The sequence below is a fragment of the Streptomyces sp. NPDC055400 genome (assembly GCF_053644375.1).
Genome location: NZ_JBSHLM010000022.1, coordinates 159,812 through 176,512 on the forward strand (window position 1 = coordinate 159,812; position 16,701 = coordinate 176,512).

Annotated in this window: 19 protein-coding genes and 2 pseudogenes; 13 read left to right on the plus strand and 8 right to left on the minus strand. The window is 68.5% G+C overall.

The window, feature by feature from the left end; all coding sequences use genetic code 11:
• Positions 1–43: 43 nt before the first annotated feature.
• Genes trxB through ACWIGU_RS42095 form a run of 3 tightly spaced genes read right to left on the minus strand, consistent with a single transcriptional unit; the run spans position 44 to position 2,142 of the window.
• Positions 44–1,033: a thioredoxin-disulfide reductase gene (gene trxB, locus ACWIGU_RS42085; protein ID WP_454407138.1), complete on the minus strand. Its 990-nt coding sequence runs from the start codon at positions 1,031–1,033 to the stop codon at positions 44–46.
• Positions 1,030–1,449 carry an arsenate reductase ArsC gene (locus ACWIGU_RS42090; protein WP_454407139.1) on the minus strand — a complete coding sequence of 140 codons (420 nt, stop codon included), beginning with the start codon at positions 1,447–1,449 and terminating at the stop codon, positions 1,030–1,032. The genes trxB and ACWIGU_RS42090 overlap by 4 nt, the downstream gene beginning before the upstream one ends.
• Before the next feature lie 57 nt (positions 1,450–1,506).
• The gene (locus ACWIGU_RS42095) at positions 1,507–2,142 is read right to left on the minus strand and encodes an arsenate-mycothiol transferase ArsC (RefSeq protein ID WP_454407140.1); all 636 of its coding nucleotides are present in this window, start codon (positions 2,140–2,142) and stop codon (positions 1,507–1,509) included.
• A 76-nt stretch (positions 2,143–2,218) separates the two neighbouring features.
• Between ACWIGU_RS42095 and ACWIGU_RS42100 the strand changes: the two genes are divergently transcribed.
• From ACWIGU_RS42100 to ACWIGU_RS42115, 4 genes are all read left to right on the plus strand, one after another.
• Positions 2,219–2,527, plus strand: a complete 309-nt coding sequence (locus ACWIGU_RS42100; protein ID WP_454407141.1) for an ArsR/SmtB family transcription factor — start codon at positions 2,219–2,221, stop codon at positions 2,525–2,527.
• Positions 2,524–3,639, plus strand: a complete 1,116-nt coding sequence (gene arsB / locus ACWIGU_RS42105) for an ACR3 family arsenite efflux transporter (RefSeq protein ID WP_454407142.1) — start codon at positions 2,524–2,526, stop codon at positions 3,637–3,639. Before ACWIGU_RS42100 ends, arsB begins: the two co-directional genes overlap by 4 nt.
• Positions 3,636–4,700, plus strand: a complete 1,065-nt coding sequence (locus ACWIGU_RS42110) for an ArsO family NAD(P)H-dependent flavin-containing monooxygenase (protein WP_454407144.1) — start codon at positions 3,636–3,638, stop codon at positions 4,698–4,700. The genes arsB and ACWIGU_RS42110 overlap by 4 nt, the downstream gene beginning before the upstream one ends.
• 68 nt (positions 4,701–4,768) lie before the next feature.
• Positions 4,769–6,082, plus strand: a complete 1,314-nt coding sequence (locus ACWIGU_RS42115) for a hypothetical protein (protein WP_454407145.1) — start codon at positions 4,769–4,771, stop codon at positions 6,080–6,082.
• Between the two features lie 3 nt (positions 6,083–6,085).
• On the opposite strand, the gene ACWIGU_RS42120 is transcribed toward ACWIGU_RS42115, so the two are convergent.
• Positions 6,086–7,132 (minus strand): flavin-containing monooxygenase, encoded by a 1,047-nt coding sequence (locus ACWIGU_RS42120; RefSeq protein ID WP_454407146.1) that lies wholly within the window; start codon positions 7,130–7,132, stop codon positions 6,086–6,088.
• A gap of 101 nt (positions 7,133–7,233) precedes the next feature.
• Here ACWIGU_RS42120 and ACWIGU_RS42125 point away from each other — a divergent pair, with 101 nt between their 5' ends.
• A complete protein-coding gene (locus ACWIGU_RS42125) occupies positions 7,234–7,527 on the plus strand; it encodes an ArsR/SmtB family transcription factor (protein WP_454407147.1) in 294 nt (97 codons plus the stop codon).
• Between the two features lie 28 nt (positions 7,528–7,555).
• Here the strand turns inward: ACWIGU_RS42125 and ACWIGU_RS42130 are convergent, their stop codons facing one another.
• A complete protein-coding gene (locus ACWIGU_RS42130) occupies positions 7,556–7,921 on the minus strand; it encodes a metalloregulator ArsR/SmtB family transcription factor (RefSeq protein WP_454407149.1) in 366 nt (121 codons plus the stop codon).
• A gap of 73 nt (positions 7,922–7,994) precedes the next feature.
• Here ACWIGU_RS42130 and ACWIGU_RS42135 point away from each other — a divergent pair, with 73 nt between their 5' ends.
• From ACWIGU_RS42135 to ACWIGU_RS42160, 6 genes are all read left to right on the plus strand, one after another.
• Positions 7,995–8,165 (plus strand): hypothetical protein, encoded by a 171-nt coding sequence (locus tag ACWIGU_RS42135; RefSeq protein WP_454407150.1) that lies wholly within the window; start codon positions 7,995–7,997, stop codon positions 8,163–8,165.
• 33 nt (positions 8,166–8,198) lie between these two features.
• Positions 8,199–9,578: an NAD(P)-binding domain-containing protein gene (locus tag ACWIGU_RS42140; RefSeq protein WP_454407151.1), complete on the plus strand. Its 1,380-nt coding sequence runs from the start codon at positions 8,199–8,201 to the stop codon at positions 9,576–9,578.
• A 59-nt stretch (positions 9,579–9,637) separates the two neighbouring features.
• Positions 9,638–10,099, plus strand: coding sequence for an ArsI/CadI family heavy metal resistance metalloenzyme (locus ACWIGU_RS42145; protein ID WP_454407152.1), 462 nt, complete (start codon positions 9,638–9,640; stop codon positions 10,097–10,099).
• The gene (locus tag ACWIGU_RS42150; RefSeq protein WP_454407153.1) at positions 10,096–11,328 is read left to right on the plus strand and encodes an MFS transporter; all 1,233 of its coding nucleotides are present in this window, start codon (positions 10,096–10,098) and stop codon (positions 11,326–11,328) included. The genes ACWIGU_RS42145 and ACWIGU_RS42150 overlap by 4 nt, the downstream gene beginning before the upstream one ends.
• 120 nt (positions 11,329–11,448) lie before the next feature.
• A complete protein-coding gene (locus ACWIGU_RS42155) occupies positions 11,449–11,646 on the plus strand; it encodes a hypothetical protein (protein ID WP_454407154.1) in 198 nt (65 codons plus the stop codon).
• Between the two features lie 324 nt (positions 11,647–11,970).
• Complete coding sequence (locus ACWIGU_RS42160) at positions 11,971–13,122, plus strand: SMI1/KNR4 family protein (protein ID WP_454407155.1); 1,152 nt, start codon at positions 11,971–11,973, stop codon at positions 13,120–13,122.
• Between the two features lie 676 nt (positions 13,123–13,798).
• Here ACWIGU_RS42160 and ACWIGU_RS42165 read toward each other — a convergent pair.
• A complete protein-coding gene (locus ACWIGU_RS42165; RefSeq protein ID WP_454407156.1) occupies positions 13,799–14,407 on the minus strand; it encodes a hypothetical protein in 609 nt (202 codons plus the stop codon).
• Between the two features lie 257 nt (positions 14,408–14,664).
• Between ACWIGU_RS42165 and ACWIGU_RS42170 the strand changes: the two are divergent.
• A pseudogene (locus ACWIGU_RS42170) lies at positions 14,665–14,748 on the plus strand (helix-turn-helix domain-containing protein); the annotation flags it as partial.
• A gap of 112 nt (positions 14,749–14,860) precedes the next feature.
• Positions 14,861–15,562, plus strand: coding sequence for a hypothetical protein (locus ACWIGU_RS42175; RefSeq protein WP_454407174.1), 702 nt, complete (start codon positions 14,861–14,863; stop codon positions 15,560–15,562).
• A gap of 104 nt (positions 15,563–15,666) precedes the next feature.
• Here ACWIGU_RS42175 and ACWIGU_RS42180 read toward each other — a convergent pair whose 3' ends face one another.
• Entirely contained in the window at positions 15,667–16,365 is a 699-nt protein-coding gene (locus ACWIGU_RS42180) for a hypothetical protein (protein ID WP_454407157.1), read from the minus strand.
• Between the two features lie 231 nt (positions 16,366–16,596).
• Positions 16,597–16,701: pseudogene (locus tag ACWIGU_RS42185) on the minus strand (IS5/IS1182 family transposase); the annotation flags it as partial.

The following is a 16,701-nucleotide window of genomic DNA, read 5'->3' on the forward strand; positions in this document are numbered from 1 at the left end:
CCCGCTCGGATTCACGAAGCGGGGGCTGTGCCTGTCGGCGTGGTCAGACCGTGACGCTGGGCTTACTGTCCTGGGTCTGATCGGCTGTGCGGGCAGCGATGTAGCGCTCCGCGTCGAGGGCGGCGGCTGCGCCGGTGCCGGCGGCGGTGATGGCCTGGCGGTAGGTGTGGTCGACGACGTCCCCGGCGGCGAAGACACCGGCGAGGCTGGTGCGGGTTGAGGGTGTCGCGACTTGGATGTAGCCCTCGTCGTCGAGGTCGAGTTGGCCGGTGAACAGCGCGGTACGCGGGTCGTGGCCGATCGCGATGAACAGGCCCGTCGCGTCCAGTTCACGAGTCTTGCCGGTGAAGGTGTCGCGCAAGGTCAGGCCGGCGAGCATGCCGTTCTCCTCGCGGAGTTCGGCGATCTCGCTGTCGAAGGCGAAGGAGATCTTGTCGTCGGCGAAAGCGCGGTTCTGCATGACCTGGGAGGCACGCAGCGTGCTGCGTCGGTGGACGATGGTCACGGACCTGGCGAAGCGGGTGAGGAAGGTGGCCTCTTCCATTGCCGTGTCGCCGCCGCCGACAACCACGATGTCGCGGTCACGGAAGAAGAACCCGTCGCAGGTCGCGCACCAGGAGACGCCGCGCCCGGAGAGCGCGTCCTCCTTGTCCAGGCCGAGCTTGCGGTAGCCGGACCCGGTCGCGACGATCACGGTCTTTGCCCGGTGCACGGTGCCGGACGAATCGGTGAGCAGCTTGATGTCGCCGGTGAGGTCGACCTCGACGATGTCGTCGTCGACCATCTCCGCACCGAAGCGTTCGGCCTGGGCCCGCATGTTCTCCATGAGGGCCGGGCCATCGACGCCCTCGGGGAAGCCGGGGAAGTTCTCGACCTCGGTGGTCGTGGTGAGTGAGCCGCCCACGAAGATGGAGCTGCCGAACAGCAGGGGTTTGAGCTGGGCGCGGGCGGTGTAGAGGGCGGCGGTGTATCCGGCGGGGCCGGAGCCGATGATGACGACCTCGCGTATGCCGGAGTCGGTCACGCCGCTCATGCCTCCTGCTTCGCGTCGATCTCGGCGATCAGGGCCTCGATGCGGGTCTTGATCTCATCGCGGATCGGGCGCACGGAGTCGACGCCCTTGCCCGCCGGGTCTTCGAGGGCCCAGTCGAGGTACTGCTTGCCGGGGAAGATCGGGCAGGCGTCGCCGCAACCCATCGTGATCACGTAGTCGGACGCCTGGACGGCCTCGGTCGTGAGGATCTTCGGCTTCTGGTCGGAGATGTCGACGCCGACCTCCTTCATGGCCTCGACCGCGGCGGGGTTGACCTGGTCGCCGGGGATCGAGCCGGCGGAGCGAACCTCGATCCGGTCGCCCGCGAGGTGGGTGAGGAATCCGGCGGCCATCTGCGAGCGCCCGGCGTTGTGGACGCAGACGAACAGCACAGAGGCGAGCGGGGAGGAGGACATCGGTTCTTCCTTCGTAGTGTGGAGTGTGTAGTTCAACAGGCGGGGTGAAAGGGGATTTCAGGCGGTGCTCGGCAGCGAGTCGAGCAGCTCGGTGATGTGCGCGTCGATCGCGTCGCGAATGGTGCGCACGACGGCGATCGGGGCGCCTTCGGGGTCGGCGACAGGCCAGTCCAGGTAGCGACGGCCGGCCACGACGGGGCAGGCGTCGCCGCAGCCCATCGTGATCACGATGTCGGCGGCCCGGACCACCTCGTCGGTCAGCGGCTTGGGGAAGGCGCTCTCCGCGGACGGGACGCCTGCCTGGGTGAGGACCTGGGCCACCACCGGCTCGACGGCCGCGGCGGGATGGGTGCCGGCGGACGACACCGTCACATGTCCCTGGGCGCGGTGGGCGAGCAGGGCCGCGGCGAGCTGTGAGCGTCCGGCGTTGTGGCTGCAGACGAACAGCACCCGGGGCAGTCCGCTGCCCGGCGCCCCCTCGATGTGTGCCAGGGCATCCAGGCGTTCGGCCGCCAGGCGCTCGGCCAGGACGACCAAGTGCGTGGAGACGCGAGCAGTCGCGGCCAGGCGCTCGTAGGAGTCGGTGATGACCCGCTGCACGGTCTCCGCGCAGAAGCGGCCGCGGTGCGCGGTGGCCAGGCGGGCGGCGCCTGCGGCGAGACGTTCGTCGGGCAGGACGGGGGACGGGGACACGAGAACCCCCTTCGGCGGGTTCCAGAAGATCAGCACCGACTGGTATCAGCACCGAGTGATGTGAGAGTATCAGTCCATGCTGACTTCAGTCGACACTGATGTGATCCGGGTTCTGGGCGACCCACTCCGCCTGAAAATCGTCACTCTCCTCGCCCAGGAGACGCTCTGTACGACGCACCTGGTGGAGGAGACCGGAGCCAAGCAGACCAACCTCTCCAACCACCTGAAGGTGCTGCGCGAGGCCGGCCTGGTGGAGACGGAGCCGTGCGGCCGGTTCACCTACTACAAGCTGCGCCCCGAGGTCCTGGCCGGACTGTCCGAGCAGTTCGCCGCACTCGCCGAGTCCGCCCGTACCGCCTCCGAGAACAAGAGGGCCTGCCCGTGACCTCCACCGAGCCCACCACCCAGGCGTCAGCACCCGGCGCCAGCAGTGACGACTCGATCGTCAAGAAGCTCTCCACCCTGGACCGCTACCTGGCGGTGTGGATCCTCATCGCGATGGGTGTCGGGCTGGGTCTGGGGCGTCTGATCCCCGGGCTGAACGACGCCCTGGCGAAGGTCGAGATCGGCGGCGTCTCGCTGCCGATCGCGCTCGGCCTGCTCGTGATGATGTACCCAGTCCTGGCAAAGGTCCGCTACGACAAGCTCGACACGGTCACCGGCGACAAGAAGCTGATGGTGTCGTCGCTGGTCATCAACTGGATCGTCGGCCCCGCAGTGATGTTCGCCCTGGCGTGGATCTTCCTGCCGGACCTGCCCGAGTACCGCACCGGCCTGATCATCGTCGGCCTGGCCCGCTGCATCGCCATGGTCATCATCTGGAACGACCTCGCGTGCGGGGACCGAGAGGCGGCGGCCGTCCTGGTCGCCCTCAACTCCGTTTTCCAGGTCATCGCGTTCGGCCTGCTGGGCTGGTTCTACCTCGACCTGCTGCCGAAGTGGCTGGGCCTGGGCGACGGTCAGAGCCTGGACATCTCCATGTGGAAGATCGCGCTGAACGTGGTCATCTTCCTCGGCATCCCGCTGGTCGCCGGATTCCTGACCCGCCGCATCGGTGAGAAGAAGCTCGGCCGTGACGACTACGAAGCCAAGTTCCTGCCGAAGATCGGCCCCTGGGCGCTGTACGGCCTGCTCTTCACGATCGTCATCCTCTTCGCGCTGCAGGGGAAGACGATCACGTCGCAGCCGGTGGACGTGGTGCGGATCGCGCTGCCGCTGCTGGTCTACTTCGCCGTGATGTTCTTCGGCACGTTCCTTCTGGGCAAGGGTCTCGGCCTGGCCTACGACCGCACCGCGACCCTCGCCTTCACGGCGGCCGGCAACAACTTCGAGCTGGCCATCGCGGTCGCCATCGCCACGTTCGGCGTCACCTCCGGCCAGGCGCTGTCCGGCGTCGTCGGGCCGCTGATCGAGGTGCCGGTGCTGATCGGCCTGGTCTACGTCGCGCTCGCCTGGCGCAAGAAGTTCGACGCCCGCGCGCTGACGACGTCCGCGTGACGCACGCCGTGGACGTGGTGGTGATCGGCGGCGGCCAGGCAGGGCTCGCCGCCGGTTACCACCTGCGCCGCCAAGGCGTGGACTTCGTCATCCTCGACGCACAGTCCACGCCCGGCGGTGCCTGGCAGCACACCTGGGACTCGCTGCATTTGTTCTCCCCGGCAGCGTTTTCCTCGCTGCCCGGATGGCTCATGCCCGCCCAGAGCGGCGAGGAGTACCCGGACGCCGGCCACGTCGTGGAGTACCTCAGCCAGTACGAACAGCGCTACCAGCTGCCTGTGCAACGACCGGTCCGCGTGCAGGCGGTGCGCAGGGACGGCGGGCGGCTGCGGGTCGAGACGGACTCGGGCACCTGGTCGGCACGGGCAGTTGTCTCGGCGACGGGCACCTGGTGGCGCCCGTTCCTGCCCGCCGTGCCGGGGCAGGAACTGTTCTCGGGACGGCAGCTGCACACCGTGAACTACCGGCGGCCCGCCGACTTCACCGGCCAGCGGGTCGTCGTGGTCGGCGGGGGAAATTCCGGCGCGCAGATCGCCGCAGACCTCGCCACCCAGCCCGGCATCGACCTGACCTGGGTCACCCAGCGCCCGCCGCGCTTCCTGGCCGACGACATCGACGGCCGTGCCCTGTTCGACGCCGCCACGGCCCGCCGCAAGGCCCTGGACGAGGGCACTGCGGACACCGGTGGCGTCGCCTCGCTCGGCGACATCGTGGCCGTTGCGCCGGTGCGCGCGGCACGGGATGCCGGCCTGCTGAAGGCGGAGCCGATGTTCGAGGAGCTCACCGCCAACGGCATCCGCTGGAGCGATGGCACAAGGGTGCGTGCGGACACGGTCATCTGGTGTACGGGCTTTCGCCCCGCCCTTTCCCACCTCGCCCCGCTGGGCTTGCGCGGGCCGCGCGGTCACATCGCCACCGAGGGCACCCGCGCTGCAGGGGAGCCCCGGTTGCACCTGCTCGGCTACGGCGACTGGACTGGCCCGGCGTCCGCCACCCTGATCGGCGTCGGCCGCACCGCCCGGGAGATGGCCCGTGACGTGGCACGACTTGTGTCGCACTGAACGTCCGGGCGACGCCAGGCTGGAGAATTCCGCGTGCACGCAGGGGGCCGGCGCGTCTAATGGCTGGTGTGACCGAACAATCCACAACTCCGTCCCTGTGGCGCTTCGTTGACGAAGATGACCCGACGGGCCTCACGCTCATCGTGGACACGCCTCAGGGCCCGTACGTGCGCCAGATACCGCCGGCCATGCCCCGGCCCGCCGGTGTCGAGCCCGGCATAGGCGCAGAGGAAGCAGCCCATGTCGCCGCGGCCACCTGGGGTCTGCCCGACTTCGTCTTCCGCTCCGCTCTGGCCAGCAAAGGATCTGGCCAACGCGAGCTGGGCGACCGGCTTCTGCTCAGCGGCGGCCGGGGCGCGGTGGTTCAGGTTAAGAGCCGGACGATCAAGCCCAAGGCCGACCCTGAGGAACGGGTCTGGATCCAGAAGGTGACGGCCAAGGCCATGCGGCAGGCCAAAGGAACGGTCCGCACGCTGCGACTTCAGCCGGCCGACGTGATCAACGGGCGCGACCGCACTCTGCCGCTGAAGGGCGAGGCCTACGAGTGGATGGCCGTGTTCCTGCTGGACCACGACCAGGTGCCGGAAGACACGGTGGCCACCTGGGAGCCCATCGGGATGCCTGCGCTCGCGCTCACCCGACGCGACTGGGACTTCCTCTTCGACCAGCTGCGCTCCACCACGGCCGTGCTGGACTACCTCTTCCGCGTCGCCGACGAGCCACAGATCGCACTGGGCCACGAGCCGGTGCGCTACTACGAATGCGCCGCGGCCGACGCCGCAGCCCCACCGGCCGACATCGACACCGAGCTAGTCGGACCCGGCGGCACGCTTTTCTCCACACCTCTTTTGCCGCAGGTCCCGGCTGAATCAGGTGAGACCCGCGCCCACCTGGTGCTCCGGTTCATCCTGGAGGACGTGGCCACCAGCATGCTGCGGAACTGGGTGTCGGAGAACGACCGGCTCATCGTGCTCTCCGACCTCGACCGCCTTCCGGTGGGGATCCGGGAGGAGTGGGGACAGCTGCTGCTGAGCATGCTGGACGACGTGGCCCAGGTCCCTGAAGGCGACGTCAAGTGGCGGTTCAGGCGTCAGCTCGACGCGGACGCGACCCGTCAGACGCTCTTCTCCTGCGCCACACGCTTTGGTGAAGACGTCCAGGCGAGCTTCGCCAGTTACGTGATGCTGCGCCATCACGAGGTTGCCGAACGCACTGGCCGTCCCGACGATCTGGCGACCCTTGGGGTGCTGCTGACGCCGAACTATGACGGCAGCCGCCCTTGGGACACCACGATGATCCGCACCCACGGGCCCAGCGGTCTCACTGCGGAAGAAGTGCGGGACTTCGGCCAGTTGTGGAACCACCGGCCTGCTGGTGGCTGACGCTCAGCGGCGAGGCGACAGGCGGTCCAGCACGTACCCGGCATCACGGCCCACGCCGCGCAGGGTCTTGGAGGAGAAGCTGCGCTGGAACTCCATGCCGACGAAGCCGAGGCCGGGCACGGCGGTGGCGATGCCGCCGCGGTGCAGCGGCCGACCGTCGGGGTCCAAGGCGCCGCTGCTGGTCAGGTAGGGGAAGGCGAGATGGTAACCGGTCGCCAGAACAAGGGCGTCGACCGCTTCCGGCGTGCCGTCGGCCCAGATGGCGCCCTCGGCCGTGAGGCGGCTGAACATCTCCCGCCGCTCCACGCCATGCTGCTTGAGGGCGGTGGCGTAGTGGCCGTCGTCGAGGACCGAGACCGGGACCTTCTCCAGCAGCTGCCGGATGGGGGCGATGTCGAGTCGCGTGTGCTTCAGCCACCAGTGCAGATCGCGGCCCAGCGGGCGCTGCGGGATCCATCCGATCGGCCGCCGGGTGGCCAGCGTGGTGTCGGCGACCGCGCCGAGCTCGGCGGCGATCTGGATCGCGGAGTTGCCCGCGCCCACAACTACGGTCCGTTGCCCGGCGAACCCGTCCGGAGTGCGGTAGTCGGCGGCATGCAGCACCCGGCCGGTGAACTCCGCCAGCCCGGGCAGGTCGGGGAGGTGCGGGGTGCCGTAGTCGCCGGTCGCGGCGATCACTGCCCGTGCAGTGAACTCGCGGCCGTCTCCGGCGCGCACCGACCAGGCATCGCCCCGGCGGGTGACGGAGGTGACGGTCGTACTGAGGTGGATGTCCGCGGTGAGCTGGCGGGCGTAGGAGCGCAGGTAGTCCACCACCTCGTCCCGTGTCGGGTAGCGGCCCGGATCTCCGGGAAAGCGCAGGCCGGGCAGGGACGAGTACCGGGCGGGGGAGAACAGGGTGAGGCTGTCGTAGTAACGCGGCCAGGCCCCGCCCGGCGCATCGGCCGAATCAAGGACCGCGATGCGGTCAAAGCCGTGCCTGGGTGCGAGGGCAGCGGTGGCCAGGCCGGACTGTCCGGCGCCGATGACGATGAGATCGGCGTGTGCCATGAGATCGTGAACCCTTCACAAGTCGTTGTTTCGGGAAGTGACGAAATGTTGATCGGAGAGGGGGGAGTGGTGTGAACGAGAGCAGTGGAGGAGAGTCCGCAGTGGATGCGGCCACGGCCGACTTCCTCAAGGCACTGGCGAGCGAGACCCGGCAGAAGGTGATGCAGCAGTTCACGGGCGGCGCCGAGCTGACCGTCGGCGAGATTGCCGAACGGTGCGCCCTCAAGCCGTCGACCGCCTCGGAACACCTCAGCCTGCTACGCCGCGGCGGCCTGGTCCTCTCCCGCAAGGAGGGCAAGCAGGTCTTCTACCGCGCCGACGGCGCGAGCATGGCCGAACGGCTCGGCGCCCTGCAGGAGTACCTGGCGCGCTGCTGCCCGCCCGGCTGTGGCTGACCGGCGTCGCCCGCAGGCCGCGCGGCGCTCAGGTGCGCAGGTCGAGCATGGCGGACATCGCCGCCACAACGGACGGGGCAACCTGGTAGTACACCCAGGTGCCGCGTCGCTCCGAGGTGAGCAGACCGGCCTCACGCAGCTTCTTCAGATGGTGAGAGACGGTCGGCTGGGAGACACCGACATCGGAGATGTCGCACACGCACGCCTCGCCGCCCGCGTGCGAGGCGACCTTGGAAAACAGCCGCAGCCGCACCGGATCGGCCAGGGCCTTGAACATCACGGCCATCTTCTCCGCGTCCGCCTGCGACAGCTCCCCGGCGGTGATCGGCGGGCAGCACGGCACCACAGCTTCGGCGTCCAGCACCGTCAGCTCGACAACCTCTGAATTCGACATGCGTCTATGTTGACACTCGTCGATGCGAGTGGCAAGCTCCAGGCATAGACAGGCATCGAAACAAGGGGTTGTCGTGACCGCACTGATCCGCACCGCTCTCACCGCCGCCCGGGCCCGCCGCACGGCTCGTCACCTGGCCGGCGTCAGCTTCTGCGACGGCCGTGCTCAGGTCTGCGACAGCTCCTGCCGGGCCACGGCCCATCAGCGGCGCAACCAGATGTCCGCGCTCTCCCTCGCCCGCTGATTCGCCCCACCAACCTTGAGGAGACCGACCGTCATGAGCGAGCAGCAGCTCCCCGTCGTCGTCATCGGAGCCGGACCCGCCGGGCTCGCCGCCGCAGCCCATCTCAACGAGCGCGGGATCGGGCACCTGGTGCTGGAATCCGGTCCGGCCGCCGCGTCCGCCGTGCGCGAGTGGTCGCACGTGCGGCTGTTCTCCACCTGGGGCGAACTCGTCGATCCGGCGGCCGAGAAGCTCCTCGCGCCGACCGGCTGGACCAAGCCCGACGCTGCCGCCTATCCCACGGGAGGCGACTGGGCCGACAAGTACCTCCAGCCGCTGGCCGACGCCCTGGGCGAGCAGGTCCGCTACCAGGCCACGGTCACCGGGGTCTCCCGCGCGGGCCGTGACCGTATCGTCGACGCCGACCGTGAGAGCCAGCCGTTCGTCGTCCACTTCACCACCCCCGCAGGCGAGGAACGTGTCTTCGCCCGCGCCGTCATCGACGCCTCCGGCACCTGGACCACGCCCAGCCCCGCCGGCGCGAGCGGCCTGCCTGCCCTCGGCGAGAAGGCTGTCGCCGACCGCATCACCTACCGCGTTCCCGATCTCAAGGACCCGGCCGTCCATGCCCGCTACGCGGGCAAGCGCACCGCCGTGATCGGCTCCGGCGCGTCCGCGTTCACCGCCCTGGCGTCCCTCGCCGACCTCGCCAAGGACGAGACCGGCACGCACGCGGTGTGGATCCTCCGGCGCGGGATCAGCGGCTCCACCTTCGGCGGCGGTAGCGCCGACCAGCTCCCCGCCCGCGGCGCACTCGGCCTGGCGGCGAAGGCCGCCGTGGACAACGGCTACGCCGACGCGGTCACCGGCTTCCGCACCGACGCGGTCGAGCGCGATGCGGACGGCCGGCTGATCCTCATCGGTGAGGACGGCCGGCGCCTGGACCCGGTCGACGAGGTCATCGTCCTGACCGGCCTGCGCCCGGACCTCTCGTTCCTGTCCGAACTGCGCCTGGGCCTGGACGAGCGCCTTGAGGCCCCGGTCGAGCTGGCCCCGCTGATCGACCCCAACCAGCACTCCTGCGGCACCGTCTACCCTCACGGGCACCGTGAGCTCTCCCACCCCGAGCAGGACCTCTACCTGGTCGGCATGAAGTCCTACGGCCGCGCCCCCACCTTCCTGGCCATGACCGGCTACGAGCAGGTCCGCTCCGTCGTCGCCGCCCTTGCCGGGGACACCGAGTCCGCCGACCGCGTCGAACTCGCTCTGCCCGAGACCGGGGTGTGCGGTGGCGCAGGCCTGTTCGACGATCCCGCCGGTGAGCAGGGCGAGGGTGGCGGCTGCTGTGCTCCGGTGCCTGCCGTTGTGCAGATCGGCGTCGGAGCCGCCGCTGCCCTCACCGTTGAGGAGTCGTCCCCGGGCGGCTGCTGCTGATCCGCACCAGAGCCCCGGCCACCCGGCCGGGGCACCATCCCCGCGTCAGGAGGATTCTCATGTCCCGAGTACAGCTCGCCCTGCGCGTCCCCGACCTGAACGCCTCAATCGCCTTCTACAGCAAACTCTTCGGCACCGAGCCGGCCAAACTCCGCGACGGGTACGCCAACTTCGCCATCGCCGAGCCCCCGCTCAAGCTCGTGCTGGTCCAAGGCGTCCCGGGTGAGGAGACCCGCATGGACCACCTCGGCGTCGAGGTCGAGACCACCGAAGCCGTCCACGCCGCCACCACTCGCCTCGCCGGCGCGGGTCTGGCCACCGACGTCGAGAACGACACCACCTGCTGTTACGCCCTGCAGGACAAGGTGTGGGTCCACGGCCCTGGCCAGGAGCCCTGGGAGGTCTACGTCGTCAAGGCCGACGCCGAAGCAATGACCAAGCAGAAGGCTGCCCAGTGCTGCGCGGACCCGGCCGCTGAGAGCGAGAGCGTCCCGGCGCCGGCCGGGGGCTGCTGCCCGTGACCGACTTGGATAGCTCAACCGCGGTCGCGACCGGAACCGGGGAACGGTCGCGACCGCGCGCTGTGCTGCCCGCGCTGTGCGCCACCCAGATCACCAGCTGGGGCATCGTCTACTACGCCTTCCCGGTCCTCAATCCGCAGATCACGGCGACGACCGGCTGGCCCGTCGGGGCGACCACAGCCGCGTTCTCCGCCGCCCTGCTGATCTCCGCCATCGCCGGGATACGCGTCGGCCGGATCATCGACCACCGCGGCCCCCGCACCGTCATGACCGCAGGATCCGCCCTCGGCGTCCTGGCCATCCTCATCATCGCCGCCGCCCCCAACCTGCTTGTCTTCTTCACCGGTTGGGCTGTGGCCGGGTTCGCGATGGCGGCCACCTTCTATCAGCCCGCATTCGCAGCCCTCACCAGGTGGTGGGCCCCCGACCATGTCCGCGCTCTCACCATCGTCACCCTGGCCGGCGGCCTGGCCTCAACCGTCTTCGCGCCCCTGACCGCCGTACTCGCCGACCGTCTTTCCTGGCGCGGTGCGTACCTGGTTCTGGCCCTGATTCTCGCCGCCGTCACCATTCCGGCTCACGCCCTCGCCCTCAAGGCGCCGTGGCCGAAGGCTGCCTCCGCGCCTGCCCACGCCACAGGCGGGGCAGGCGCTGTGGCCAGGAGCCGGCCGTTCTGGATGCTGGCCGCAGCCCTCACGCTGTCGGCGTTCGCCGTGTACGCCGTCGTCGTCGCCCTCGTCCCGCTCCTGCTGGAGCGCGGTCTCACCACCGCCCAAGCCGCCTGGGCCCTTGGCCTGGGCGGCGCCGGACAGACCCTCGGCCGCACCCTCTACGCCGCCCTCGCCCGCCGCACCGCAGTAACCGCCCGCACCACGGCACTCATCGCACTGGGCGGTGCCACCACCGCCGCACTCGCAGTAGTCCCCGGTCCGTACGCCCTTCTGGTCGTACTGTCCGTCGCCGCCGGGATGGTCCGCGGCAACCTCACCCTTCTGCAAGCCACCGCCATCGCCGACCGCTGGGGCACCACCCACTACGGCCGTCTCTCCGGACTCCTCGCCGCCCCCGCCACGGCAGCCTCCGCCCTTGCACCGTTCGTCGCCGCGGCACTCGCCTCCCCACTGGGCGGCTACCCAACCCTCTTCGCAGTGCTGGCCCTCCTCTCCGGCATCGCAGCCCTGATCGCCGCCAGGTCAGCACCGACGAACACGCACTCTGCTGATCGCTGATCGATACGGGTGGCAGGCCTGCCGAGGGCGAAATACCCGCAGCGCAAGTCACCTTGGGCCATCAGCCGACCCGCCGATCGGCGGACTGCCAACGCGGTGACGGCGCGACACACTAGCGGCGTGGATGAAGACCTGGATGAAGATACGAAGGCGTATCTCGTGATGGCGGAAGGCTTGTCCAGCGAAGAACTGGACGCGGAGCTCGCCCTGCTGGAGGCACGTGAGGCACTGCTTGCCGAAGAGGCTGCGGACTTGGCATGGCAGAATAGGATGTTTCAGGGATTCTCTGCGGCACCACCGCCACCCGGGCTGGACTGACACCCTGCCTCTTCCGGTGCTGCAATCCGAAGCAGTCCGCTAGGTGCTCGCCAACTGCCAGGCAACGGATCCGCCAACTACGAATCAATCACTCCGCCTGACCAGCGGTCCCGTGCGTACGACTCGCCACCTGCGGCTCAATGTCACATGTCCTGTGACTGACGTTGTTGTGACTGAGCGCTTCACTTGGCGAGTGAGCACTGGAGTTGGCGGGGCTGAGCGGCAGATGTGGCGGGCACGGCATGGACGGCGACGACGGTGGTCCCGCTACCGCGGCTGGCGAGCGGTGATCAAGCTGTCAGTGCCTGTCTCTAGAGTCAGCGCATGGCAAAAGACCTGGTCCAGGATTCATGGAACCGCATTGACGAGTGGCTGCGCGAGCATGCGCCTCGCACCTTCGCCACGCTCGGGCCGCCCGCGGGACGTGAGGAGATAGCGGCAGCGGAGAAGGAACTGGGCGTCGCCTTCCCTCCCGACCTGGTCGCGTCACTTCTCCGGCACAACGGGGCGCTGGACGGGGCGAAAGCCTTCCGGTTCAGCACGCACGACCGGCTGCTCGCAGTGAGCGAGATCCTCGGGGATACCAGGTTCATGCGCGGCATCGCCGAGGACCTGGACGAGGAGGAGGCCGAGTACTACTGGAGCCACGCCTTCCTGAAGTTCGGTTCCTACGGGGTGACGGCTGACGGTCTCGCGATCGACTGCCGCCGTGGGCGGGACTCCTACGGTGCGATTGGACGGTTCTTCGACGAGAGCGGCACCGAATTCGGGCGGGCCGACTCGCTGGGCGGGTATCTGGCAGAGCTGGCCGACCAGCTTGAGAGCGGCCCGGCCGCAGGCGCCGTCACCTTCAACGGCCGACTGTTCTGGGAACGGACCCGGCCTCCCCGCCCGGAGTGGGGCAGTGCCGACGATCCCCTTCCCGGGCCGAATGCGCCGTTGCCGGAGCTGAACCTGTCCTGCAGCCCCACCGACGTCCTCCCTGTGGGTCTCCTGGGCGGGCTTGAGGAACTCGGTGCGCTGCTCGCGGTCCTGCCGCGTGAGCAGGTGGCCGAGGGCGCGCGGAAGCAGCTGCGCAGAGTGGCCGTCGAAACGGGCCTGAACAAGTACCCGGAGATCAAGTCGGCGCTGGACGCGTTGGAACGGGGTGAAGCCCCACCACGGCCGGAACAGGCCGGCCCGCTGGCCCTGCGACTGCGCACGGTGCTCGTCCAGGCGAACTCTCACCGAGACGACCATCGCAGGTGGGCCGCGGAGAAGATGGCGCACGGGATCTGGGGATCGCCCTACAGGTCCGTGTGCGAGAGCGCGGGCATCCGCCGTCACCTCACTGTCGAATGGCGTGCAGATCTGCACGCGGACCTGGGCAACCCGCCCCTGCCACCGATACCGGACGATCGCTTCTGGGAGACCCTACGCAACCCCGCCATCGACTCCAGCTGGTACGCAGCTCGATACCCCCAAGATCAGGCCTGACCTCAGGGGGCTCCGGTTCGGCGTGAGCGCTTCATCTGGCGGACCCCGCCAGATGAAGCGCTCCTTACCGTGTTGGCGGGTTGATTCCGGTCCTTCGTACGGCCGACCATTCCCGCGGAAGAGGCGTAAGTCCGCTCGACCCGGCCGCTCACCGACGCCCAGAAGAAGCGCAACTGCGAGCTCCTGGACCTTGCACAGCGCAAGCCCCGCACCACCGCCGCGTAGGAGGGCCGGTCGTGTTCACCGACATGAAAGAGGCCCTCGAAGCCGAGACCCTCGAACTCACCCCACTCGGCAGCGGCCAGACCACCGCCGCGTGTCCGGATGTTTCATGAGCGACCACCCCTGAAACACCGGCGGGCGTCGCCGATTGTGCCCTCCGCCTGGACCGACAGAACCCCTCAGCAAGGTTCATCGTCCCAGGTCAGGAAGGCACTTTCGCGTTTCCGCCCCACAGCCGCCGTACCCAAGACGCCAGCAGCACCGGAGTCGCCTAGCGTGGCGGGGCAGGGGAGGGATGTCCCCGGTCCCACCCCTGCCCTCAGGAAAAGGGCCTGACACGCAATCCGCGTGCTGGGCCCTTTGCTGTTTCCGCATGGTGGGTGGTTTTACGGGGTCTGGTAGCGGCCGCCCTGGGGCAGACCGGGAGCGCGGCCCGCCTAACGGGACAGCGACGTCACGGGACAGCCGTGATGCCCAGGGCGTAGCAACTTCCCTCGCTGGAGCCGTACTTCTCGGGGTTCATGGAATAGGAAATCACCGTCGAGCCGTGGGGATCGAGGGTGTACTTGGCTGGACTTCTGTTGTTCTTCACGAGCGTCACGCCATCAACTTGTGGCGAAAAGGTCTCCTGCTCATCCCCGTCATTGACGAAGCGGATTTGCGCAACCCGTGCGGGCTGCATCGCCGCGCTTCCCTCGGCCTGGAACAGCCTGGTCTGGGAGCAGTCGACAACCGAGCCGCTCACGGGAATGCTTGCGCCCCCTCCGCTTGTGGACGTGTACACGACGCCGCCGACTACAAGAGCCAAGCCGGTTCCAACCGCGCCCATCAGCCAGGCCGGTCGCTTACCTGCTGAAGGCGGGTACGTGGGCATAGGGGACGTACCTGCGGGTGCGGGGTACTCGTCCTGCGAAGCGGCCCATCCCTCAATGTAGGTGTCGACGCATTCCTGGCAGGTCGCTTGCTCGGGTTCTTCCGCTCGAGGCGCTGAACGGTCAATCGGTGTGTCACACATGGCGACCATGTCGCCCTTGATGGCGATGTGTACCACTTCTTCCTGCATGCTCCCCTGCCCCCCTCATACCGACTGCCGTCACGTAAAACGTACGAACGGGGTGCGATCGCACGAGTATGCGAACCCTCTGCGATCGAACATTCACAACATCCGACCGTAGTAGATCAGATGGGAGGTTGATCGAAAAGTGCCCTATGCAGACCTCGACGAGCTGAAGGACCGCCTCGACTGGGAGCTAGAGATCTTTAAGAGTTTGGGTTACGTGGGGTCGTGACGGATGTCGTGGGCTGCGCTATGCCGGAGGGATGAGGTATCCCGATGGTGGCGGGCTGACGGCTGAGGAGCGGGTTCGGCGTGAGCAGGTCCGCTTGGCGGCCGCTGATCTGATGCGACCAGCAGATCCTGGAAGCGTATGTCTTCTACGAGCTTGCCGGCTCACCCGTGCGCTCGGACACCACGCGGCCTTTCGGGGTGTGCCGTGTTCGCCCGCTCCACGATTCCGTGAGGGTGGAAGTTGCCAACGCGAGCGAGGCGGGCCGTTTCCTGCGCACCCTGCTTCCCGTGCACGACCCCGCCGGTGACGTTCACGGGATCACCGGGCTGCGCATCCGGCAACGCACCGAGACCGGCATTGAGTTGTACCGCCTCGGCCAGACCACCTCACTGTGGCTCACCGGTGTGCCGCCCCGGGTGTGGCGTCACGCGGAACAGGATCAGCTCGCCTCCATCACGGAGCGGGGCTGGCAACCGTGCTGGCGCGACCGCACCACCTGGACCCGCGCAGAGATCCTCTTCCACCACGAATACTTCACCGACGCATGGGCCCAGCGCTTCGAGCGCGGCGCCTGGTGCACCAGCGGCCTGCTGCGACGCATGGCCCTGTTCAGCGAGCTTTCCACCGCCGAGTCCACCACGGCCTGGCTCACCCATCCCTCGGGCCGCCTGTCGGATGCGCTCATCTGGTGCATCGAGCTCGACCACGCCACCGATGCCGCGCGCGATACCAACCCCATCCTCGACGCTCTCACCGACCCGGACTTCGGACTGCCGCTGCACGCCGTGCCCTTCGGCGACGAGGTCCTGGACGCTTCTCCTCACCAGAAGCAAGTGGCTGATGAGGAGGCGAGCGCCGCGATTGAGCTTCGGTTCACGGACTTCACGACGTTCCGTCGCCGCGCTGCGGCCCTGAGAACGGACGATTGAGGCCCCGAATTCCGGGAGCGTGCCAGCCGGGCACGCTCCCGAGGATCGGGGCCCTCAGCATTCCAAGCGGACCGAAGCGAGCCGCCGCGTTCGGCTCTGAGGACTCAGACGGACGGCGGTTGGAACGAGCCGAGAACCGTCGCCACTTGCTTCGCGAGATGCGCGATGTGGGACGGGAGATAGTCGTCGAGCGCGTCTACGTCGTCGCAGAGCGCGGCGCGCAGACCGTGCAGACTGGCTGCGGTCCACACACGTTCCAGCTCGGTGTCGTCGGCGCGAGGCATTCCGGCGCTCCCGCTATGCACAGAGCGCAGATACCTGGCCAAGACGCCCTCGCCCTCAGCGGGGGCGGCTTCACCGAGGACAGCTGCCAGCTGCGCTTGGTGCTTGTCGGTCGGCCCCAGCGAGCGATCACGCTGATAGGGGGCTTGCAGGTAGGAGTCGAGAGCCTTGAGGGGCATCCCTGAGCGCTGGCTGAAGGCAGCCATCAGCAGGGCTACCGAGTTCATGGTGTCCGCGGCGTCCGTGGCCCGGTACAGGGTCATGCGCTGCGTGTCGTGTGCGAGTTCCGGCTCGGTGTAGCGCAGGACCTCCTCACAGTTCATGACAGCCTCGGAGGTGAGTGACTGCATCGCCCGGCGCAACGGCTCGGGCAGAGGTACATCGTCACGCCAGGAGGCCGAGGTGGCAGCTGGGACTGAGCCGTCGCGGGTGACGGCTTCGCGCAGGAGCTGCTGGTAGGTCTTTCCGGTTTCCTTCATGCGGCGGCGGTGGCCCTTCTTGGGTGCGTGGTGCTTCGTCATCACTGGCTCGCTCGTGCGTCGTCCCGCGACCTGACGCATCGGCAGATCAGACGCGTAGGAAGGAAGGGCGAGATGCGGAGCACCTTCGGGCTTTCTCGCTGCGCCACTCGCGGGGTGGTTCAGCGCTGCCGGGACCGTCGCCTCAGTCCGACCGCCTTAACGACGCAACGACAACTCAGGTCACGCACGCCCGACGGCACGCCGGACAACTCCTAGGAACTGTTTCTCGGATCATGTGCGTAGCCAGATCAGGAGTGCTGCGAGTGTGACGGTGCCGAGGTAGATGTAGGCCCGTTTCTCGTAGCGGGTGGCGACGGCTCGGAAGCCCTTCAACCG

Excerpts from the sequence above, each read along its gene's own strand:
- trxB (WP_454407138.1), bottom strand. The coding sequence starts at position 1,033 with ATGAGCGGCGTGACCGACTCCGGCATACGCGAGGTCGTCATCATCGGC.
- ACWIGU_RS42090 (WP_454407139.1), bottom strand. The coding sequence starts at position 1,449 with ATGTCCTCCTCCCCGCTCGCCTCTGTGCTGTTCGTCTGCGTCCACAAC.
- ACWIGU_RS42100 (WP_454407141.1), top strand. The coding sequence starts at position 2,219 with ATGCTGACTTCAGTCGACACTGATGTGATCCGGGTTCTGGGCGACCCA.
- ACWIGU_RS42120 (WP_454407146.1), bottom strand. The coding sequence starts at position 7,132 with ATGGCACACGCCGATCTCATCGTCATCGGCGCCGGACAGTCCGGCCTG.
- ACWIGU_RS42130 (WP_454407149.1), bottom strand. The coding sequence starts at position 7,921 with ATGTCGAATTCAGAGGTTGTCGAGCTGACGGTGCTGGACGCCGAAGCT.
- ACWIGU_RS42140 (WP_454407151.1), top strand. The coding sequence starts at position 8,199 with ATGAGCGAGCAGCAGCTCCCCGTCGTCGTCATCGGAGCCGGACCCGCC.
- ACWIGU_RS42145 (WP_454407152.1), top strand. The coding sequence starts at position 9,638 with ATGTCCCGAGTACAGCTCGCCCTGCGCGTCCCCGACCTGAACGCCTCA.
- ACWIGU_RS42160 (WP_454407155.1), top strand. The coding sequence starts at position 11,971 with ATGGCAAAAGACCTGGTCCAGGATTCATGGAACCGCATTGACGAGTGG.
- ACWIGU_RS42165 (WP_454407156.1), bottom strand. The coding sequence starts at position 14,407 with ATGCAGGAAGAAGTGGTACACATCGCCATCAAGGGCGACATGGTCGCC.
- ACWIGU_RS42180 (WP_454407157.1), bottom strand. The coding sequence starts at position 16,365 with ATGACGAAGCACCACGCACCCAAGAAGGGCCACCGCCGCCGCATGAAG.